This window comes from Runella defluvii (genome assembly GCF_014195535.1).
Lineage (GTDB): Bacteria > Bacteroidota > Bacteroidia > Cytophagales > Spirosomataceae > Runella > Runella defluvii.
In genome coordinates this window covers 1-21,158 of sequence record NZ_JACIBY010000005.1, presented here as the reverse complement: position 1 = coordinate 21,158, position 21,158 = coordinate 1, and the positions used below count along the sequence as shown (strand labels likewise).

General features: G+C 46.2%; 22 protein-coding genes. 10 read left to right on the top strand and 12 right to left on the bottom strand.

All coding sequences use genetic code 11. From position 1 onward, the window contains the following. Positions 1–18: 18 nt before the first annotated feature. The 3 genes from FHS57_RS12735 to FHS57_RS12725 form a co-directional block, all read right to left on the bottom strand. Positions 19–2,127: a M3 family metallopeptidase gene (locus FHS57_RS12735; protein WP_183974185.1), complete on the bottom strand. Its 2,109-nt coding sequence runs from the start codon at positions 2,125–2,127 to the stop codon at positions 19–21. A 94-nt stretch (positions 2,128–2,221) separates the two neighbouring features. After that, positions 2,222–2,923: a response regulator transcription factor gene (locus tag FHS57_RS12730; protein WP_183974183.1), complete on the bottom strand. Its 702-nt coding sequence runs from the start codon at positions 2,921–2,923 to the stop codon at positions 2,222–2,224. Positions 2,924–2,975: 52 nt separating this feature from the next. Continuing rightward, positions 2,976–3,587, bottom strand: coding sequence for a Uma2 family endonuclease (locus tag FHS57_RS12725; RefSeq protein ID WP_183974181.1), 612 nt, complete (start codon positions 3,585–3,587; stop codon positions 2,976–2,978). A 112-nt stretch (positions 3,588–3,699) separates the two neighbouring features. On the opposite strand from FHS57_RS12725, the gene FHS57_RS12720 reads away from it, so the two are divergent. After that, complete coding sequence (locus FHS57_RS12720; RefSeq protein WP_183974179.1) at positions 3,700–4,545, top strand: MBL fold metallo-hydrolase; 846 nt, start codon at positions 3,700–3,702, stop codon at positions 4,543–4,545. Between the two features lie 178 nt (positions 4,546–4,723). Here FHS57_RS12720 and FHS57_RS12715 read toward each other — a convergent pair whose 3' ends face one another. Continuing rightward, complete coding sequence (locus FHS57_RS12715; RefSeq protein WP_122933573.1) at positions 4,724–5,293, bottom strand: YceI family protein; 570 nt, start codon at positions 5,291–5,293, stop codon at positions 4,724–4,726. A 332-nt stretch (positions 5,294–5,625) separates the two neighbouring features. Between FHS57_RS12715 and FHS57_RS12710 the strand changes: the two genes are divergently transcribed. Together FHS57_RS12710 and FHS57_RS12705 are read left to right on the top strand one after the other, a co-directional pair. Continuing rightward, positions 5,626–6,669 (top strand): sensor histidine kinase, encoded by a 1,044-nt coding sequence (locus tag FHS57_RS12710; RefSeq protein ID WP_122933574.1) that lies wholly within the window; start codon positions 5,626–5,628, stop codon positions 6,667–6,669. Further along, complete coding sequence (locus tag FHS57_RS12705; RefSeq protein WP_183974177.1) at positions 6,666–7,406, top strand: LytR/AlgR family response regulator transcription factor; 741 nt, start codon at positions 6,666–6,668, stop codon at positions 7,404–7,406. The genes FHS57_RS12710 and FHS57_RS12705 overlap by 4 nt, the downstream gene beginning before the upstream one ends. On the opposite strand, the gene hisF is transcribed toward FHS57_RS12705, so the two are convergent. The 3 genes from hisF to FHS57_RS12690 all read right to left on the bottom strand — a co-directional run bounded on the left by hisF (position 7,403) and on the right by FHS57_RS12690 (position 9,450). After that, positions 7,403–8,224, bottom strand: coding sequence for an imidazole glycerol phosphate synthase subunit HisF (hisF, locus tag FHS57_RS12700; protein ID WP_183974176.1), 822 nt, complete (start codon positions 8,222–8,224; stop codon positions 7,403–7,405). The genes FHS57_RS12705 and hisF overlap by 4 nt on opposite strands. 15 nt (positions 8,225–8,239) lie before the next feature. Beyond that, complete coding sequence (locus FHS57_RS12695) at positions 8,240–8,698, bottom strand: GNAT family N-acetyltransferase (RefSeq protein WP_183974174.1); 459 nt, start codon at positions 8,696–8,698, stop codon at positions 8,240–8,242. A 77-nt stretch (positions 8,699–8,775) separates the two neighbouring features. Beyond that, the gene (locus FHS57_RS12690) at positions 8,776–9,450 is read right to left on the bottom strand and encodes a CAP domain-containing protein (protein WP_183974172.1); all 675 of its coding nucleotides are present in this window, start codon (positions 9,448–9,450) and stop codon (positions 8,776–8,778) included. A gap of 179 nt (positions 9,451–9,629) precedes the next feature. Between FHS57_RS12690 and gltX the strand changes: the two genes are divergently transcribed. From gltX to FHS57_RS12665, 5 genes are read left to right on the top strand one after another with little or no spacing between them, the layout of a single operon-like run. Then, complete coding sequence (gene gltX / locus FHS57_RS12685; RefSeq protein WP_183974170.1) at positions 9,630–11,168, top strand: glutamate--tRNA ligase; 1,539 nt, start codon at positions 9,630–9,632, stop codon at positions 11,166–11,168. Positions 11,169–11,175: 7 nt separating this feature from the next. Further along, complete coding sequence (locus tag FHS57_RS12680) at positions 11,176–11,613, top strand: DUF6934 family protein (protein ID WP_183974168.1); 438 nt, start codon at positions 11,176–11,178, stop codon at positions 11,611–11,613. Beyond that, complete coding sequence (locus tag FHS57_RS12675; protein ID WP_164490218.1) at positions 11,610–11,756, top strand: hypothetical protein; 147 nt, start codon at positions 11,610–11,612, stop codon at positions 11,754–11,756. The genes FHS57_RS12680 and FHS57_RS12675 overlap by 4 nt, the downstream gene beginning before the upstream one ends. Positions 11,757–11,781: 25 nt before the next feature. Then, positions 11,782–12,675 carry a histidinol-phosphatase gene (locus FHS57_RS12670; RefSeq protein ID WP_183974166.1) on the top strand — a complete coding sequence of 298 codons (894 nt, stop codon included), beginning with the start codon at positions 11,782–11,784 and terminating at the stop codon, positions 12,673–12,675. A 60-nt stretch (positions 12,676–12,735) separates the two neighbouring features. Further along, complete coding sequence (locus tag FHS57_RS12665; RefSeq protein ID WP_183974164.1) at positions 12,736–13,713, top strand: NAD(P)H-dependent flavin oxidoreductase; 978 nt, start codon at positions 12,736–12,738, stop codon at positions 13,711–13,713. 76 nt (positions 13,714–13,789) lie between these two features. Here FHS57_RS12665 and FHS57_RS12660 read toward each other — a convergent pair whose 3' ends face one another. Continuing rightward, entirely contained in the window at positions 13,790–15,742 is a 1,953-nt protein-coding gene (locus tag FHS57_RS12660) for a histidinol-phosphatase (protein ID WP_229601338.1), read from the bottom strand. A gap of 31 nt (positions 15,743–15,773) precedes the next feature. Continuing rightward, positions 15,774–16,256, bottom strand: coding sequence for a RidA family protein (locus FHS57_RS12655; RefSeq protein WP_183974160.1), 483 nt, complete (start codon positions 16,254–16,256; stop codon positions 15,774–15,776). 168 nt (positions 16,257–16,424) lie between these two features. On the opposite strand from FHS57_RS12655, the gene FHS57_RS12650 reads away from it, so the two are divergent. After that, positions 16,425–17,555 carry an FAD-dependent oxidoreductase gene (locus FHS57_RS12650; protein WP_229601337.1) on the top strand — a complete coding sequence of 377 codons (1,131 nt, stop codon included), beginning with the start codon at positions 16,425–16,427 and terminating at the stop codon, positions 17,553–17,555. On the opposite strand, the gene FHS57_RS12645 is transcribed toward FHS57_RS12650, so the two are convergent. The 3 genes from FHS57_RS12645 to FHS57_RS12635 form a co-directional block, all read right to left on the bottom strand. Then, positions 17,552–17,956: a GNAT family N-acetyltransferase gene (locus FHS57_RS12645; protein ID WP_183974158.1), complete on the bottom strand. Its 405-nt coding sequence runs from the start codon at positions 17,954–17,956 to the stop codon at positions 17,552–17,554. The two genes, FHS57_RS12650 and FHS57_RS12645, sit on opposite strands and share 4 nt — an antisense overlap. Before the next feature lie 76 nt (positions 17,957–18,032). After that, positions 18,033–18,809, bottom strand: coding sequence for a tetratricopeptide repeat protein (locus FHS57_RS12640; RefSeq protein WP_183974156.1), 777 nt, complete (start codon positions 18,807–18,809; stop codon positions 18,033–18,035). A gap of 63 nt (positions 18,810–18,872) precedes the next feature. Further along, the gene (locus tag FHS57_RS12635) at positions 18,873–20,249 is read right to left on the bottom strand and encodes a DEAD/DEAH box helicase (protein WP_183974154.1); all 1,377 of its coding nucleotides are present in this window, start codon (positions 20,247–20,249) and stop codon (positions 18,873–18,875) included. A gap of 99 nt (positions 20,250–20,348) precedes the next feature. Here FHS57_RS12635 and purQ point away from each other — a divergent pair, with 99 nt between their 5' ends. Next, entirely contained in the window at positions 20,349–21,035 is a 687-nt protein-coding gene (gene purQ / locus FHS57_RS12630; RefSeq protein ID WP_183974152.1) for a phosphoribosylformylglycinamidine synthase subunit PurQ, read from the top strand. Positions 21,036–21,158: the final 123 nt, after the last annotated feature.

The following is a 21,158-nucleotide window of genomic DNA, read 5'->3' as shown; positions in this document are numbered from 1 at the left end:
CAGAGCGGCTCTTTTGTTTTATAAGGCTAACCCGTCGCGTTTTAGCATGGCGTTGGGTTTTGGTTCCCGACCTCTGAAACGCTTGTACAAGACCATTGGTTTTTCGGTACCTCCTTTTGAAAGGATATTGTCGCGGAACGATTTAGCGACGTCTTGGTTGAAAACGCCTTTCTCTTTAAAGGCTTCAAACGCATCAGCATCCAATACCGACGACCACATGTACGAATAGTATCCTGCTGAGTATCCTCCCGCAAAAATGTGCGAGAACGACGTACTCACCGCCGTACCAGGAACAATCGGATAAAGGTCGGTTTGCTCGGCTACTTTTTTCTCTACTTCAGCTACCGATGCGCCCGTAGGTTCGCCGTTGTGCCAAGCCATGTCGGTTAGGCCAAGGTTGATTTGGCGCGCCATTCCTAGACCCGAAAGGAAGTTTGACGAGGCTTTGATTTTCTCAATCAACTCATTAGGAATCACTTCGCCCGTTTGATAGTGTTTGGCAAAAAGTTTCAACACTTCAGGCTCAGTGCAGAAGTTTTCCATAAACTGGCTTGGAAGCTCCACAAAATCCCACGATACGCTGGTACCGCTCACGGTTTCGTATTTCACGTGCGACATCATGCTGTGCAACGCGTGACCAAACTCATGGAAGAGCGTTTGCACCTCACGGAAGGTCAACAACGACGGTTGTGAATCAGTTGGGCGAGTGAAATTACAAACGTTGACCACGTGCGGACGAACATCTTTCGTTCCTTCAAAATGCTGCGAAAGCGTGGTGTTGTTCCAAGCGCCTGCGCGTTTTCCTGCGCGTGGGAAGTAGTCGCCATACCATACCGAAAGTAATTGGCCTTTTTCGTCAAAAATTTCGTAAGCTTTTACTTCAGGATGCCATACGGGAATGTTTTTGTTTTCCTTGAAAGTAAGTCCGTACAATTTGTTGGTAAGCGTAAATAAGCCATCAAGAACGTTTTCGAGTTTGAAGTAAGGTTTCAACAACTCGTCGTTGATGCTGTATTTTTCTTTTTTGAGTTTTTCGGCATAATAACTCGCATCCCAACGCTGTAACACATCGTCCGAGAAGCCGTTTTTCTTGGCGTAATCGGTCAATTCTTTCAACTCACGCTGAGCGGCAGGTTTGGCGTAGCTGAGGATTTCGGTTTCAAAGGCCAATACTTTTTCGGGCGTTTCGGCCATGCGCTCTTCCAAAATGTAATTTGCCCACGTTTTGTACCCCAACAACTTCGCTTTTTCGTGGCGGAGTTTTACCACTTTTTGAATAATGGCTTGGTTATCGTTTTTGTCGCCGTTAAAGCCGCGTTTGTTGTAAGCCAACCAAAGTTTTTTACGAAGCTCACGGTTGTCGGCATATTGCATAAACGGCCCGTAGCTTGGCGCTTGAAGCGTAAATACCCAGCCTTCTTTGTTGAGGCGTTTGGCAGTAGCTTTGGCGCCATCTTTTACAAACGCAGGGAGGCCAGCAAGGTCTTTTTCGTCCGTAATTTGAAGCGCGTATTCGTTGGTTTCGGCCAAGTTATGTTCGCCAAATTCAATAGAAAGTTGTGATAACTCTTTGTTCATGCCGCGAAGTTTTTCTTTGTCGGCGGCGTTGAGGTTAGCACCGTTACGTGAAAACGACTTGTAACTTTTTTCGAGTAACATGGCTTCCTCTGTCCCAAGCTTGAGTTTGTCGCGTTGGTCCCAAACGGCTTTTACCCGAGCAAAGAGCTTTTCATTGAGCGAAATATCGTTGCCATATTCAGTCAACAGCGGACTAACTTCGCGAATGGACTTTTGGAGGTCGGGCGTAGTTTCGGCACCATTCAAATGGAACATAATGGGCGTAATACGGCTCAATAAGTCGCCTGCGCGCTCAAGCGCCACGATGGTATTGTCGAAAGTAGGCTTGGCAGGATTGTTGACGATGGCGTCGATTTCCTTACGGCCTTCTACCATGGCTTCTTTGATGGCGGGTAAAAAGTGGTCAACTTTGATTTTGTCGTAAGGGGGTGTCTGGTGCAGCGTTGGAAAAGGCTGCAAAAGTGGGTTATCACTCATGATTGGCGGATTAGTTTGCGCAAAGGCCATACTACTGACGAGCAGACCCGCGAGTAAACAGTTTGTTTTCATGGAACAAATAAAGTGGTTAGTTGAAAAAGTGTGGCAATTTAGGGCAGATTCTGTACAAATTTATCACCCAAAGTGAGGGATTAGCCCTTGAAAACTAGGCATCTTCTTTCAAGACATAGCCCATTCCTGACTTGGTATGAATAAGTTTGGTTTCAAAATCACGGTCAATTTTCTTGCGGAGAAAGTTAATATATACCTCAACGACGTTGGTGCCGCTGTCGAAATTCATGTCCCACACCTTTTCGGCGATGTCGGCTTTTGACACAATGCGGCCTTTGTTTCGCACCAAGTATTCGAGCAAGGCCAGTTCTTTGGGCGTGAGGTCAACCGTCTGGCCTGAGCGCGTAACGGCTTTGGTATCGACATTGATTTCGAGGTCGGCCACGCGAAGGGTGTTGCCGCCTGCAGGTTCGGTATCCGAATGGGAGCGTTTGAGAAATACGTTGACCCGTGCCAGCAATTCCCGAAAGTCGAATGGTTTGACAATGTAGTCGTCAGCCCCGACATTGAAACCCTCTATTTTGTCGTCGGCTTCACCCAGCGCCGTCAGCATCAGTACAGGGACGTTAGGGTTGCGTTGACGGATGTGTTTACAAACCTCGTAACCGTTCATCGACGGCAGGTTGATGTCGAGGATAATTAAATCAAAATGATTGGCCGACGCGATTTTGCTACCAATTAGCCCGTCGTAGGCTACTTCGGTATCAAAACCCTTTTCGCGCAGACCTTTGCTGATGTTCTGGGCAATGCGGGAGTCGTCTTCGACGATGAGTATTCTCTTTAAATCTGTATTCATTCAGTTAATTGAACTAGGCTAGGCAAAATGCAAATGAGCAATGTATCAAATCTTAACACAAAAGCCGTAAGGGAAATTCAAAATTGGGTAGTACGTCTTCGCCTGAGAGCGTTTGGTCAAAAGTACTTACTTTGCTAATGGTGCCGTCGGCTCGATAAATAAAAACGGTTTCGGAGCTGGGTTGAATCAACCAACCGAGTCGAACGCCATTTTCGATGTATTCGAGCATTTTTTCTTGGGCTTTTTTGAGATGATCACTGGCCGACATGAGTTCAACGACGAAGTCGGGCGCAATGGGCGGAAAACGTTCTTGCTCCTCGTCACTCAATTGATTCCAACGTTCGTCGCTTACCCAAGCGGCGTCAGGCGAGCGAGTGGCGAAGTTGGGAAGCTTAAATGCCGTTGATGAATCAAATACAATTCCTTTTTTGAATTGACGATTCCACAGAACTAATTCAAAATTGAGTTCTGAGTTTCTTTTTCCTGTTTTTCCTCCAGTGTTTGGCCTGATTAAGATAGTTCCGTCTGGATTACGTTCAAAGCGAAGGTGGTCGTTGCGGCGGCAAAACCGATAGAACGCCACATCGTCCATGTCGTCTTCTAACTCCAAGGTAAAAGCCTCAGTTTGTCCAGTCGTAAAGTCATTTACAAGTACCGCTTTCATCAGGAAGTAATTTTTATACGGTAAATATAACGAGTTTTGGGAGAATTTAGTTGTTTTGAGCCAATTACACCTTCACAAACTCATCCATCACTCTTATCCTTTTTTTGCACACATGAATTTACACGTGATTGACGCAGGACATTTTAAACTCGACGGCGGGGCTATGTTTGGCGTTGTACCCAAAACCATTTGGAATCGGTTGGTTCCTGCCGATGAAAATAACCTTTGTAGTTGGGACATGCGCTGCTTACTGGTCGAAGACGGCAACCGACTCATGCTCATTGATACAGGAATGGGCGACAAACAAGACCCCAAATGGCAAGCCTTTTACTATCGCCACGGGGAAGGAGAACTGGTGAAATCTATCGAAAAGGCAGGTTTTGGCGCACACGAGGTGACGGACGTGATTTTCTCGCATTTGCACTTCGACCACTGCGGTGGCGGCGTGAAATGGAATCGCGACCGAACGGGTTATGAACTTACTTTTTCCAAGGCCAAGTATTGGACGCATTCGGACCATTGGCAAACGGCTACCCAGCCAAACGCCCGCGAGAAAGCGACGTTTTTTAAGGAAAACATTTTGCCGATTCAGGAAGCAGGACAATTGTTTTTTTCGGATAAAATTGAAAACCCGTTTGGCTCCAACGTGCAGCCTGTTTACGTAGATGGGCATACCGAAAAGATGACGATGTTGAAAATTGCCTACAAAGGCCAAACGGTGGTGTTTATGGCCGATACCATTCCATCGCACGCGCACATTCCGCTGCCGTACGTGATGGGTTACGACGTGCGCCCGCTCGAAACAATGAAAGAGAAGGAACTATTGCTAAAAGAAGCCTTGGATGAAAAGTATATTTTATTTTTTGACCACGATCCACTGCACGATTGCTGTACCGTAGAAATGACCGAAAAAGGGATTCGAGTCCAGAACAAAGGCGCACTAGGGGAGTTTCTTTAGAAAATGTATGTGCCAAGGGTTGCTCACAACCCGACCTCCTGTGCCAAGAGTTGCTTACAACCCGATTTCCTGTGCCAAGGGTTGCTCACAACCCGACTGTTAGAGAAAAAAACAAAAAAGCGTCGGATAGCTAGGCCATCCGACGCTTTGAGTCAAGACTTTGGTAAGTGAAAATGGGTTATTGTTGGTTAAATTCGCCCAAGGCTCTTAGCTCAACTTCTTCACTAACAACTGCCGATGGCATACCGCCTACGCCAAAATCGGTGCGCTTGATCGTGCCTACTGCTTTAAAACCTACTTTGGGTTTTTGAGTACGGCCATCTTTGCCAACCCCTGTCAATGTAAGGTCAAGCGACACAGGTTTTGTTACGCCTTTGATGGTAAGATTTCCGTTCAATTTGTATTTTTTGTCCGCTACTTTTGAGATAGATGTGCTTTTGAAAGTCAACGTTGGGTGGTTAGCAACATCAAACATATCCGCTCTTTTTAAGTGCGCATCGCGGCCTTCATTATCTGTATTGGCAGTGGCTAAATCGGCCGTCAATTCAAAAGACGCATCGCTAAAATCTTCCTTAGATGAAGTGATAGTGGCGTCAAACGTTTTGAAGTTTCCATCTACTTCTGACATCAAAAGGTGGGTGACCGTAAACCCTAACTTTGCGTGTGCTTTGTCAACTTTCCACGTGGTTTGAGCAAAAGTGGCAAACGATACCAACAAGGCTGAGGCTACTAAAGTGATTCTTTTCATTGTGATTGAAATTGATTTGTGAGTCAAACGAATTTTTGGTTCGGGGCAAAACAAGAACAAAGAATTGACATCAAAGGGTAGATTTCGACGGTTATCCGAAAATTATCGGCTGTTCGGTTAGCGGGGCGGTAAGTCGGAGATGTAGAAAATTTGGGATAAATGGTCGATTGAAAAAGAAAGAAAGTAGAAAACTTAGCACAGCGAAAAGGGCAACTAAAAATAGCCGCTTATTTTTTCGGACTTTTTGCCGTAATTTTACTTTTCAATTCACACGCAATCTGTGTTCCTTCTTTCAATTAGATGATAAGTGTTACGCACTTTACCCTGCTCTGATGCAACCGTTCATTAAACGCTACCGAATCTTACTGCTACACCTTTCATTTTGGTGCGTTTACTTTTCGTTTTTCTTTTATCAAATCCGTTTCCCGATTCGGGGGCAAGAAGTGACCTTTTGGGATGCTTTCAAGAATACGTCCTTTGAGGTGTTGTTTATGATGTTGGTAGTGTATCTCAATTACTTTTTTTTCTTATCCCGTTATCTCAAGCACAAAAGCCTGCTTCGGTATATCTTGGAGTTTTCGGTACCGTTTGCGGTGCTGGTGCGGGCTTTTATTTTGTTAAAACGCCATTTAATCGACGGTAATACCCACAAAATCTGCTATTTCTACGAAGATAAGTTTACGGTAAACGTGGTGTTGACGACGCTCTTTATTGTGATTTTTGTCGGAATGCTCAAATTTGCGGAAGGCTGGCTTGAGCTCGAAGCAAAAAAGAAAGAGATTGAAAATGAGAAACTTACGTCGGAGCTTCGGTTTTTGAAGGCACAGATAAACCCACATTTTTTGTTTAATACCCTCAACAACCTCTATTATTTAGCCTTTACGAATTCTCCCAATACGACCGAAGTAATTGCGAAATTGTCGCAAATGATGCGGTACATGATTTATGATTCCAACCACCCCAAAGTGCCGTTGGTCAAGGAGATTGAGTACATGGAAAACTACATTAGTCTCGAAAAATTACGCCTCAACGAGCCGATTCCAATTCTTTTTGAGGTCAAAGGCAACATTGATGGCGTGCTGATTGCGCCTTTAATTCTAATTAGTTTTTTGGAAAATGCCTTCAAACACGGCGTGAGTAACAATTTTTCGGGGTCTTGGATCAAAGCCGATTTGGTGATAGAAGGCATGGCGTGTGTTTATACAGTGGCCAATAGCAAATTGCCCATCAATGCGACTCACTCCGACGAATCGTCGGGCATAGGGCTACAAAATGTAAAACGGCGTTTGGAATTAAGTTATCCCGATAACTTTGAATTAGAGGTCGAAGACACTACCGATGAGTATTGTGTACGCCTAAAACTGAATTTAGTATGACCCTTACCTGCGTGGTGGTAGAAGATGAGCCTTTGGCCCGAAACCTCCTGGAACAATACATCCTAAAATTGCCTCATTTGAAGCTTGTAAAGTCATTTTCAAATCCGCTGGCGGCGTTTGATTTTTTGCGGACAAATACGGTGGATGTCTTGTTTTCGGACATTCAAATGCCTGAAATTACGGGGATTTCGTTGCTGAAAATTTTGCCAAAAAAACCACTCGTCATTCTGACAACGGCTTATTCGGAATACGCGCTTGAAGGCTACGAACTGGATGTGGTCGATTATCTTTTGAAGCCAATTACGCTAGAACGTTTTTTGAAGGCGGTCGAAAAAGTGACGCAACGGCTAGGTACTTCGGTTTCACCAATGCCCGCGACGCTGCCCGAAACTGCGCCAGTGGCTGTTGAAACGCCTATTTTACCCTCAATTTTTGTCAAAGACGGGACAAAGCTGGTAAAAATTCGCCTGTGCGATGTGCTGTACATCGAGGGGCTCAAAGATTATGTCGCGATTTATACCAAAGAAAAAAAAATCGTGACGCTCCAAACCCTCAAGTCGCTCGAAGTACAGCTCAGTGCGCATCAGTTTATTCGGGTGCACCACTCGTATATTGTCTCTTTTGACGCCATCGAGGCGATTGACAAAGAGAAAATACAGATTGGTAAAAACTGGATTCCCATCAGTGACACGTACCGCAAAAGCTTCAAAGAATTTCTGGACAAACACCAATCTTAGCGCGACATCCGCATCGGTACGCCACGCTCGTGGAGGTACTGTTTTAAGGCAGGAATTTCGATTTCTTTGAAGTGAAAAATGCTGGCTGCGAGTCCTGCATCGGCATATCCTTCCGTAAAAACATCGTAAAAGTGTACCATCGACCCCGCTCCCCCCGAGGCAATAACAGGGATGTTGGCGTTTTTGGAAATAGCCGCCGTTAGCTCTAACGAAAAGCCATTTTTGGTGCCATCGGCATCCATCGACGTAAGCAAAATTTCGCCTGCCCCGCGCTCTTCCACTTCTTTGGCCCAGTCGAGGGTGTGGAGTTCGGTAGGTTTGCGGCCGCCGTGGGTGTGGACTAACCCCACCCCTAGCCCCTCCCCTCTAAGGGAGGGGGATGCAGAGTCCCTCCCTACAGGGGAGGGATTTAGGGAGGGGTTTCTTGTATCAATCGCTACCACAATACACTGACTCCCAAATTCTAACGCCAATTCGTTGATTAGGTCAGGGTTGCGTACGGCCGAGGAGTTGATAGATACTTTGTCGGCGCCTGCATTGAGAAGAGCCGATACGTCGGCTTTGGACGAAATCCCGCCGCCTACTGTAAAAGGAATATTGATGGTATGAGCCACGCGACGCACCAATTCAAGAAGGGTGCCGCGGCCTTCGACCGTGGCCGTAATGTCAAGAAATACCAATTCGTCGGCGCCTTGTTCGGCGTAAACGGCGGCCAATTCAACGGCGTCACCTGCGTCGCGAAGATTAATAAAATTGACTCCCTTCACGGTACGTCCATCTTTGACGTCGAGGCAGGGAATGATGCGTTTGGTAAGCATATTTGCTCTTTTGAATTAATATTTCGTAAAGTTAACTTTTTCCATCATGCGCTCAGGGCGGGCGAGGCTCTTAAAGCCGTATTGCTCGTACAAACCGTGGGCATCGGCGGTTGCCAACGTCCAGCGTCGGAAGCCTTGTAGTTCAGGGATTTGATTAAAAATGCAATCCATCAGCCACTTAGAAAGCCCTTGGCCACGATAGTCTGCCAAGATGAATACATCGCCCAAATACCCATACGTAGCAAAATCCGTAATGACGCGGGCAAAACCGATTTGGGTTTGGTGGTGATATACCCCAAAAGTAAATGAGTTCTGAATGGAGCGCTCGATGATGTCGAGTGGAATGTTTTCAGCCCAGTACGATTGGGTGGACAAAAAAGGAAGAATCACCGAAGTATCAAGCTTTGATTTGTCGGTCGAAATCAAAAAATCTTCTTTTTGAAATTCATAAACGAGGGTGTCGAGCAGCGCCATGGCGTATGAGGGTCATTGAGGCTGCAAATAACCGAAAAAATGGTGGTTTTTGTGCGGTTTTACTGGGAGAAGGCGGCCTAATTCGTTTTTACTTTTCCAAAATTTTGCACAAATCGCCCAAAAGGAGCACGGCATTCTTGGTAAGGATTTTTAGAAAGCCGAGCGGCGCATCCCAAATGGGTATAAGTAGAGTCAAGGACATTGTGACGGTGCGAAGGCGAATTCATCCATTCATCGACGGCGTACTGGGCAAAATCGAGGTAATTAAATCCTTTTAGCAAATGCTTATTGTCACAGTTAAAATACTCAAAACTTCCGTCGCGTTTTCGGCGACAACAATACTCGGGCGGACTATCAATCAATTGGTACTGGCCAATGTTTTCGGCCATTCGGCTGTACTCTCGGGTGAAGGTTTCAATACGCTGCGTGAGTTTCGCAAAAGAAGGACTGTAGAGGTGGACATGATTATAAAAACCCATCTGAATCATGTCGGAGGCAAATTGCTGGGCTGCTTGTTGCAATCCCAATCCATGTTGAAGTGGGGAGAGTCCGTGCGTACGACGGGCGATGTTGGTGGTATGGAAGATAGCCGCATCGAGCAACGCGTAGTTGGGGTGCTTAGCATTAATAACCTGATTGGCTTCGGGGAGTTTCAGAAAATCATCGGAGGACAACGCATAGTAGTTGACCGACCCCGTTTGGAAGCTAACCAACAAACCCAAAAGAAACAAAAAGCAAATGGCTCGATTCATGGTAGCGGTTAGAAGTAGTTCGATACTGAAAATAACAACTTCTTTACGAAGTTGTCAAGAGGTCCCGCAAGAAATGGGGTTTTTGTGGTAACTTTGCGGCCTCAAAAGAGTTAGCTGTTACTTGTAATGGATACATTGTCAGAACAGCAACGATTAACGGATAACCATTAACGACTAACATGTCAGTAAGAGTTCGCTTTGCACCTAGTCCTACGGGGCCGCTTCACATCGGAGGGGTTCGTACGGCATTGTATAATTATTTGTTTGCCCGTAAAAATGGCGGAAAAATGCTCCTTCGTATCGAAGATACCGACCAAAATCGGTACGTGCCTGGAGCGGAAGCATATATTTTGGAGGCGTTGAAATGGGTAGGAATTGAAATTGACGAAGGACAAGGTGTCGGCGGACCACACGCGCCTTACCGTCAGTCGGAGCGAAAAGAAATGTATCGCCAGTACGCCGACCAGTTGATTAACTCGGGAAAAGCGTACTATGCGTTTGATACGGCCGAAGAAATTGAGGCCATGCGCAAGCGTTTGGAAGAAGCAGGGGCCGATGCCGCTCAGTACAACGCCATCACGCGTTTACAAATGACCAACTCCCTTACGTTATCGGCCGAAGAAGTGGCTAGTCGGATAGCCAACGGCGACCCGTACGTGGTGCGTATCAAAATTGACCCGAAGCAAGACATTCGTTTCAAAGACATCATTCGTGAGTGGGTGGTAGTTCACGCATCGACGCTTGATGATAAAGTATTGTTAAAATCGGACGGAATGCCGACCTACCACCTTGCCAACATTGTGGACGACCATTTGATGGGAATTACGCACGTGATCCGCGGAGAAGAATGGTTGCCGTCGGCGCCGTTGCACGTGTTGTTGTACCAATATTTCGGTTGGACTGCTCCGCAGTTTGCGCACTTGCCGCTGTTGCTCAAACCCGAAGGAAATGGCAAACTTTCAAAACGTGACGCCGATTTGGGTGGCTTCCCGATTTTCCCATTGCAGTGGACCGATCCTAGCACGGGCACGGTGGCGCGTGGTTTCCGTGAAGACGGGTATTTGAAAGATGCGGTGGTGAACTTTTTGGCGTTTTTGGGCTGGAACCCAGGCACTGAGCAAGAAATGTTTACCATGGACGAATTGATTCAAGCGTTCTCGTTGGAGCGTATTCATAAAGCAGGAGCGCGTTTTGATATTACCAAAGCCAAGTGGTTTAACCAGCAGTATATCAAGCAATTGAGCGACGGGGCGTTAGCTGCGAGTTTACAGCTGACAGTTGATGGTTCAACCTCTCAACCCCAAACTGGAAACGGTAAATCGATTGACCTGTTGAAAGTCGTCCATTTGATGAAAGACCGCGTGACGTTCCCGCAAGAAATTTTGAGTGAGGCGTCGTTCTTAGTTGAAATGCCTGCGGAGTACGAAGAGGCCGTGGTAGCCAGTAAATGGAATGCCGATGCGATCAAGGCCATTACGGCTTATGTAGAAGACTTGAAAGTCTATGAAGGCGACTTTTTAGCGGAGTCGGCCAAAGCAATATGGGCTGCTGCGGCAGAACGAGTAGGAGTGAAAATGGGAAAAGTGATGCAGGCACTTCGCTTGGCCGCCACTGGCGCAGGCCACGGCCCCGATTTGATGCTTGCGATGGAAATTTTAGGCAAAGACGAAGTCATCGCTCGTTTGGAGAAGGCATTGGAGACGTTGCCACAAAAGTAAGAACCAGATGAACGAGTCTTATTATCCATTTGGTCAGCCTCAGATACAATATCGCTATGATTTTGTAAGTATAAGTCGGGAAAAGGAGGTGCTAAAGAGAGTACTATTTACATTGACAGATACCGAACAAGTGTATAACTTGGCTTTACTTGATGTGCTTCCTAACGGAGATGTTAGCGATATTACAGAGACAAAAAATAAAGATATGCGTGTAGTTTTAGCTACAGTCGTTCGCATAATCGTTGATTTTTTGAATAAAAATCCTCAGGTAATTGTTTTATTTCAAGGAAGCGATGAGAAACGACAACGCCTTTATAGAATCGTTATCAATAGAGAAATTGAAACAGTCTTGGAGCAATTTCGTATCTTTGGTAGTATTGATGATGAAATAGAGCCTTTTATCGCTAATCGCCCATACGATTTCTTTCTTATTATAAAACGATGAAAACGAACATTTCAAAAGAAACTACAGTGCGAAAAAGTAATGAGCAAGTAGTAGAAGAAAAGCTGAAGGCGGCGAATACGTTTTTAAAAAAAGCGGATTTGAGCATTGTTCGTAAAGCAATGCTCAAAGAAAAAATGCCGTAAAATCGTAAAGCTTAAAACTACTGAAGTGATAATCACCAATTACCACAGCCACAGCCATTATTGTGATGGCAAAGGCTCTTTAGAACAACAAGTACAAGGCGCGATAGCTCAAGGGCTTCGCGCCTTTGGATTTTCGTCGCATTGCCCCGTTCCGTTTGAAAACCAATGGAGCATGAAAGCCGAACGCCTCGACGACTACCTACGCGAAACCGCCGCACTCAAAGAAAAGTACAAAGGTCAAATTGAACTGTACATTGGCTTAGAAGTAGATTTCTTGCCCGAAACCCCACCCCCTGCCCCTCCCCAATTAGGGAGGGGTGAAATAACAGCACCTTTTTCCTCAGCAGGGATAGGGCCTAAAGACTTTCCGATGCTTGATTATTGCGTTGGTTCGGTGCATTATGTGGAGTTAAACCAATTTGGGCAGCCGTGGGAAATCGACGGTAGTTCGGTGGAGTTTTTGGCTTGTTTGGATACCCTTTATGACGGGAATATTCAGGTTGCTTTAGAAAAATACTACGGCATCATTCGACAAATGGTCGAAACCGATGCCCCGCCCGTTGTGGGACACTTGGACAAAATCAAAATGCACAACGAAGCCCGTCCGCTGTTCGACGAGTCGGAAGAATGGTACGTGGCTTTGGTGGAAGAAACGCTTCAAGCGATTAAAAAAGTGGGCTGTATTGTCGAAATCAACACCCGAGGCAATTACAAACGTGGGCTGGAGTTGTATCCTTCTCCGTGGATTATTGCGCGTATGAATCAGCTACAAATTCCCATTTGTATCAACTCCGACAGCCATCGACCCGAAGAAATTACGGCTTCGTTTCCGTTGGCATTTGAGGCGGCGCGGGCAGCGGGTTATACTCATCAGCGGGTTTTGTTGGAAGGAAAATGGCAAGATGTGGAGTTGAATTAAAATAATTGACGAGATTAGCGTCAGTATTATTTTCCTAAACTTCATACATTCCAAAAACCAATGTCAAAAGCACCTTTTATTGATGCGCTCTCGCTACCAGCAGTGGCAGCACCCATGTTTCTTATTTCTGGCCCCCAGCTAGTTATCGAATGCTGTAAGAATGGTATTGTGGGTACTTTCCCTGCCCTCAACCAACGTACCACTGAAGGTTTTGAAGAATGGGTGGTTGAAATCAAAGACGAATTGGCTCGTTTTGAGCAAGAAACGGGTAAAAAAGCGGCTCCTTTTGGGGTAAACCTCATTGTGCACCATTCCAATCCACGGGTTCAGGCCGATTTGATGGTGTGTATCAAACACAAAGTGCCGTTGATTATCACGTCGTTGGGCGCAGTGTCGATGTTGGTCGATGCTGTACATAGTTATGGTGGACTGGTGTTTCATGATGTCATCAAAAAACGTCACGCCGAAAAAGCGGCCGAAGCGGGAGTGGATGGGTTGATTTTGGTAGCAGCAGGAGCGGGTGGCCACGCGGGAACGATTAATCCGATGTCGTTGGTCGCCGAAATTCGGAGCTTTTTTGACAAAACTATTCTGCTCTCTGGCTGTATCAGTACGGGGCGCGACATTGCGTCGGCTTTGCAAATGGGAGCAGATTTGGCCTACATGGGCACTCGTTTTATCAACACCACCGAAAGCATGGCCGATGAAGCTTACCGCCAGATGATTATCGACAGCGGTGCCAGCGACATTGTTTACACGGCGGCGGTATCAGGCGTCAATGCTAATTTTTTACGGCCAAGCCTCGAAGCCATGGGCATTACCGAAGAACTTTGGGGGAAATCGAAAAAAATAGATTTTGGCGAAGAACTCGACGCCGCCAAGGCCGAAGCCAAAGCGTGGAAAACGATTTGGTCGGCAGGGCAGGGCGTGACAACCATCAAAGATAATTTGCCAACGGCGGAGTTGATTGCCCGTTTGAAAGCTGAATTTATAGAGGCACTTCAGCAGCAAGCCAAGGTGTTGGCCAAATACAGTTAAGCACTTTCATAAAACCCCACAAGATATTCTAAGCCTTCTTATACATCTTGTGGGGTAATTGTTATGCTCCCAAAAACTATTTCTTCAAAAACTCTTTCACCAGCTCCAACTGATCGGTACTTATGAAATCAGCGCCTGCTTCGCGGAGCTTGGCCCATACGGCAGGGTCTTCGGGGCACGCCCATAAGCGGAGTTTTTTACCTTCTTTGTGTACCCGTTGTACCAACGCCTGTAACTTCTGGAACTGCTCGGCGGGCATCTCGTCTTTCCCGCGCCACGTCAAATGATTGTTGTAGTTATCACTGACCACGGGCATGAGTTCTGGACTCAATTTTTTGCCCAAATCAGCAGGACGACCGTCGAAGGAAGCCAACCGCGTTTTGGCTTTTTGAAGCGTTTCGATGGGGCGATTTCCCGAAATAAAGACAGTGACAGCTCCTTTGGTAGGTGTGTTTCCCTTGTACGAGGTAAGGATACCTCGGTACGACTGCAAGAGTTTGTCCAAAGCTTTGTACGTACTTTCTGCTTCTGTCTTAAAATCAATCATCAAATAAACGGGGCCTTTGTAGTTGGGATAGACAAGGCCATTGTTTTGGCGAATATGCTCAGTAAGCGGTTTTAAGTACAAGTTTTCGAGCGTGGTGGCGGCGTTGTTGAAGCTTGGGCGTTCGTGCGAGACAAACAACGTATCATTGATGAGATACACGTCGGCTTCGATGCTCGTAAAACCTTGTTCCAGGGCATCCCACAATGGCCGCGACTGTTCGTAATCGTTGTGCGCATGGGCATTGGGCAACGCTACTACGTTGGGGTTGAGGGCAGGAACCTGCAAATGAGCAATCGGTTGAATCCAAGCCGTTTCGAGCTCGCCTGCGCTGTACGGATTGTATTTGGCTTTAGAAGAAATAATCTTGGCGCGCACCCATAAATCATCATCCGTTAGGGTATAGCTTGCTTCGGTGCCTTTGAATTCCCGCAAGATTTCCGCTCTGTCTTTTCCTTTTTTAAGGCCAATCAATTGGATGGTGTACGAAATGTCAGGTTCGGTTTTAATCCGAAACGAAAAGGACGCGGGGGTTTGGTGCAAAGAAACAAGTTCGACGCCCGAAGTAGCGTAAAAACGCCCTGCTTCCATGGCTTCGATGAGGGCGCGCGGCGAAAGTGAAGGTGCATTGACCATCACCCAGCCACGCCCTGTATTGCTGTATTCTAGTCCAAAAAACTGATAATTGTGGCTATCGTCGGTGGCAAGACCGTACATCAGCGGGCGGCCTTGGCGTACAAAATGCGTATTGATTTTATCCCACATCGACTCGGTTCCTTCGCGTTTGGCATCGCCGTAATTGTTGACGAGCGGGTGGCCGTTGTGTACCTCAAAAAAACGCTCGTGTCGTAGTTTCATGAGGTCGTCGGCAGTAATGGCGTAAAAGAAATTGGGGTGGTTGATGTGCGGAAACATCGGCTGACCCGTTTGGCGACGTTGCGCAACGAGTAGGTCGATGTTGTTTTGCATTACTTCGGCCACGCTATTGCCGCGTTGGGGACGAATGAGGTTTTGCACATTCGTCATGTTGATGTGAATCGGCTTGCTGTCGTAGCTGGTCGATACTTCCTCGCTCTTCAAAATGAGGAATTTGCCTGCTTCGTCGAAATACGAGCGGTATTCGCTCAGGTTTTTGAGCCGAACTTTAAGGGAATCATTCGGCCCTTTTTTATACTGCACCCAATCGGGGCCAAAGGTGCGAAGATAACGCTCAAACGTGCGTCGGCGCTCAGGAACGCGGGGAACATTGACCCATTTTTCGCCTTCTTGAAATGTATTGTGGTCAGACAAACCCACAAAATGATAGCCATTGTTTTTGTACCAATCCATGATCATTTCGGGGTAATCGTCGCCGTCACTCCAGAGCGAGTGCGTATGCAAATTGCCTTTGTACCAGTTTTGGGCGTAGCCAAAATGGCAACAACAGATAGCGAAAGAAAAAAGAAACAGACGCATGAGCAGAGAAAATAAGAGGTTTAGTACCATAAGAGACGAACCTCGATTTTCTAACACTACGCTATGGAAACACTGCTACCAGTTCGATTTCGATAAACTTGTCGGGATGGGTAAGTGCCATAATGCCCAGGGTAGAGCGGGTGGGTTTGGTGGGATTTTCTTTGGTGTCAAAATACTGAGCATACGCGTCGAACCAACCTTGATAATCGTGTTTGTTGCCTTTAAAATGGTCGGGAGTAATATAAATACGAAGCATCAAAACGTCTTTGAACGTAAGACCTTTGGCTTTTACAGCTTTTTCAAGGTTTTTTAAGATGTTGATAGCCTGCGTTTTAGTGTCTCCAAAACGGGCATAAGACCCTTCGGCCGCTGTACTGTCGGCTACTCCTGCGGTGACGCCACTGGTCCAGAGAAGCTGTTTGCCCGCGGGTACCACTGCCCCCGAAGAAATTGGAGAGGTCGGACTGCCATAAAAGGAGACCGTTTGGGCAATGACTGAAGACGTAAACAGACTGAGAAAAAGTAGAAGTAGAGAAGGTTTCATAAGGGCTAAAATTGGAGTGAATGGATAAAAAATTGTACGTTTTTTATTTGTAAACAAAATAAAATTTTTTGTTTATCGAAAATAACAATAAAATCATTTGAGATGCTTGGGTAAGATGTTATTTTTGTTTGGCCGCAACCACTGTCTAACTTTTCACACACTTCGACTATGATGAATCGTCGTCATTTTATCAGTGCGGCTGCCCTAACGGGGATGGGAGCTGCGTCCGCAATGGCCAGCTGTGCAACAAAACCCAGTACAACTACTACCTATCACTCGATTCCAAAACTCAAACTTTCTCTTGATCGTATTGTCAAAGAAACGGTGGGGTTGCGTCCTTTTCGGGCGTCAGGGCCTCGAATAGCCAAAGAAGAGCTAGGTTCAAAAACCATTGTGCACAACTACGGGCACGGAGGTAGCGGTTGGTCGTTGTCGTGGGGAACGGGTAACATGGCTCGGGAGCTAGTTTTATCGACGGGAGAGCGGAAAATAGCGGTCATTGGTTGTGGGACAGTAGGGCTTGCAACGGCTCGATTGCTCCAAGAAAAAGGGTATGAAGTAACGATTTATACCAAAGATTTACCTCCAAACGTCACCAGTAGCGTGGCGACAGGAACATGGTCGCCCGCCTCGCGCGTATGCGACCCCAAAGTAGCTAAGCCAGAATTTAAACAGGTGTGGGAAGAAGCTACCCGTTTTTCGTTTCGTACGTTTCAGTTTTTGTTGGGAATCAACGACATTGCTATGTGGGTGGACGAGTACAATGTGTTTCCCGAGCGCCAACTAGCTCCTACGGATTTGGCGCAGGGCGGGGAGGCGTTTCATTTGTCAGGCTTGATTCCCGAACGTCAAGAGCTTTCCGCTAAACAACATCCGTTTAAGGATAAATACGTCAGTTGGCGTTCCAATATGATGTTCAATATTCCGAGCTATCTACACCACCAAATGAGCACATTTGTAATGTTAGGAGGGAAAATTAAGGTGCACGAAATCAAGAAATTGGAAGATTTGGATGCACTTTCTGAAAAATGTATCGTAAACTGCATGGGATTAGGAGCTAAGCCCATTTTCAACGACGAAGAACTTACGCCGATTTCGGGGCAATTGGCGTGCCTGATTCCGCAACCCGAAATTAATTATAAGCTTACGACCAAAGGGGCGAGTATCATCGCGCGCAAAGACGGTATTTATTTGGGAGGAAATGGCCTCGTGGGTAACTGGGATACCACGCCCAAACGCGAATACACGGAGAAGTTTGTGGACGTACTTCAGCAGTTAATGAAAGAAATGAAGAGCTAGAGCGTAGTGCTCATTTTGATGTACGGAATGGTTCCTTTGTGAAAAACCTCACCTTCGGGTTTCATGCCAAAGCGTTCGTAAAAAGGCTGGGCATCGAGGCGGGCGTCGCACCAAAGCGTCGAAGCTCCTGCGGATTGTGCTCGTTCAAAAGTAGCTTTCAGTAATTGGCTGCCAATGCCCTTGCGTTGGATGTCGGGATGGGTGGCGAATTTTCGAAATCGCGCGATTTTGTGTTCATCCACAAACAACGAAATGACCGAAACCAGCTTTTCATCCAAAAAATAACCCAAATGAATCCCTTGCTCATCGTCGGGTACTTTTACAAACTCAACGGGTTTGTCAGGCCATAATACTTGGTGGCGAAGTGGGTAGGTTTGAGCGGGCGAAATTTCCTGAATCATAAAGGGCTTAAAAAAAGTCCCCCTCTCCTTATCAGGTGAGGGGGATTGAGAGGGTGAGGTAATTGGTGCCTCAGCCTTAATTTTGTGTGCTAAATATTCCCTGCGGGTCGCATTTTTTGGCCAGCAGTTCTCGCATAAACTCGTAGTCGAGCAATTCAATATCGAGTAGTCTTGTCTTATGAAGATTAGCCCATGCAGCGTCATAGTTGCCTTTATGAAATTCCAAGACCGATAATTTAAGATAAACATTGGCCGAAGCGGAATCTAATTTTGAAGCCCGTTTTAAGATTTGTTCCGCTTCTATAAGTTCCCAATTTTCTTTGGTTTCTTTGAAGTGAATCAAATCAACGGTGGCCAAATCCACTAACAACCCTACGTTGGTTGAATCAATATCAGCTCCTTTGCGAAGCATTCGTTCGGCATCGGTAAGATGTCCTTTTTGAAAACAGACGACTCCCAAGCCCCAAAAACAATCGCTGTTTTTGTTGTCGAGCAAATAAGCCAAATTAAAACGATAACAAGCCGTATCCAAATCGCCTTCTTGCAGGTATTCCCATCCTCTTGCCGAGAAAAATTGGCTTGCTTCGGCGCGGTTGGTAAAGTTTTGATCACACTCGCTCAGGAAATTAATCTCAAACTCGATGTGTTCAATGCTCTTGCTGGTTTCCCCAAAAAGTGGCATTAAGTGAAGATTCTTCACCACCGTAGTGGCCTCGGTTGAGCTTTTTGTGCTTGTGTCGGCAGGTCGGTTGCTACTTACAAATTGCATCGTCTGCGCCTCGGCCCAAAATGGAACCAACATCACCACGAATGACCCAATAACTAATTGACTAAATGACAGTATCTCTTTCATCGCTACCTTCTCGTCGGAACGTCATTAAAAACGCTCATTGTTAATCTGTTATTGTATGGACTGTTACTTTTTTCGTCGGTCGTACTTTTTATGCTTCTTTGTGGGTGTGGATGTCTTCTTTGTGGGCTTCGAATTTACAACTTTTTTGTTTTTCTTTTCATGAAAAGCGCCCTTAAATGTGGGGTCTTCTTTTTTACGTTGTGCGTCGATTTCGCGTAAATATTCCTGTTGTTCTTCAAAAGGCGTTTCGGGAACGTCAATTTCGGCAGGAAGTGGCATACGCGGAATCTTCATCCGAATAATTGTTTCGATTTTGGCAATGTGGTATTCGTCCGCAATCGTCATAAACGTAATCGCGTTTCCTTCCTGATTGGCTCGGCCTGTGCGTCCAATGCGGTGAACATAATCTTCGTAAATCAGCGGCACGTCAAAATTAATCACGTGGCTTACCTGAGAAACGTCGATACCGCGGGCGGCCACGTCGGTGGCAATCAGGAGGCGAACGTTGCCATCTTTAAAAGCCTCCATCGAGTTGATGCGCGTATTTTGGCCTTTGTTGGCGTGAATAACGCGTACCTCTTCTTCATTAACGACTTTACGCTTCAAAAACTTATAAATGTTCTCCGCAGTTTCGCGGGAACGGGCAAAAATGATGACGCGCTGAAACTCTTCGGCATGTTGGGCAAAATGCTCTACGAGGTTGATTTTAGTCCTAAAATTAGGCACCTCGTACATGACCTGCTCCACCCGCGAGGCAGTGGTAGCCTGAGGCGTTACTTCAACGCGTACTGGGGCTTCGAGGAAGTTTTCTGAAAGGCGTTCTACTTTGGGAGGAAAGGTCGCCGAAAATAGCAAGTTCTGACGTTTGCGCGGAATCACCTCCAAAATACGGTTGATTTGGGGCATAAAGCCCATATCCATCATCTTATCGGCTTCGTCGAGTACGAGTACCGAAAGTTGCTTAACTCCAATTTCACCTCTCAGGTACAAATCCAAGAAGCGCCCTGGGGTCGCGACGATGATGTCTATTCCTTTTTGAAGCGCTTCGATTTGGGTTTTGGGGCCGAGGCCGCCGTACAACGCCAAATGGCGCAAATCGGTATATTTGCCTAACTCCGCAACGGCAGCATTAATCTGCATCACTAGCTCGCGCGTGGGAGCTAGAATAAGCGCACGAGGTGTTTCTCCTTGCGCGTATTTGATTTTCATTAGGATAGGCAACAAATAAGCCGCTGTTTTTCCCGTGCCCGTTTGGGCAATTCCTAGCACGTCATGGCCTTGCAATACCAGCGGAATCGCCTTCTCTTGGATGGGCGAAGGCGTCTCGTAACCTGCATCGGCGATGGCGTTGAGAAGTTGGCGGTTGAGGTTAAATTCTTCGAAAGTCACTATAAAACGATTGTTTGTATTGTCTTTTAACGCACTCCTTTTGAAATACATTCAAAGTTACGTGAAGTTTTGTTATCAATCACCCACTGAAAACCGTAACTTTGCAGCAGCAAGTTAATCACTCATCTGCTCAATCTATTCGATTATTCTATGAAATTCGGCGTAGTAGTTTTCCCTGGTTCCAATTGCGACGATGATACCGTGTACACGCTGCGGGTCAATTTAGGACAAGAAGTTATCAAACTCTGGCACAAAGACCACGACCTTCAAGGGTGTGATTTTATCATCTTGCCAGGTGGATTTTCGTACGGCGATTACCTTCGTACGGGCGCTATTGCGCGTTTTTCGCCCATTATGAATGAGGTTATTGCCCATGCCAATCGCGGAGGCTATGTGATGGGTATCTGCAATGGTTTTCAGATTTTGGCGGAAGCAGGGCTTGTACCGGGCGTATTGCTTCGCAATAGTTCTCAAAAATATATTTGTCGTAATGTGTATTTGCAATCTCAAAGCCAATCGGCATTGCTGACAGCTGGCTTGGAGCCTAAAGCCTATAAAATTCCGATTGCACACGGTGAAGGACGTTATTTTGCAGATGCCGATACGCTCAAAAGCCTCAACGACAACGACCAAGTGTTGTTCCGTTACTGCGACGAAAATGGCCTTATCACAGACCTCGCTAATCCAAATGGTAGTTTGGAAAATATTGCGGGCGTTACCAACGCGGGTAAAAACGTATTTGGAATGATGCCTCACCCTGAGCGCGCTTCGGACGAAGCCCTTGGCAACATCGACGGGCGTTTTATTTTGGAGCAACTCGTAGCTGTTACAGCTTAGCTTTTAGACCAGACCTGTGAGGTTTTGAAAACCTACCCGATATACACATCTTTTTAAAGTTCTTTGACATATTGTATCTTAGTGATAAAAATGGTTGTTGAAAAACGGTTAGACTTTCAATAT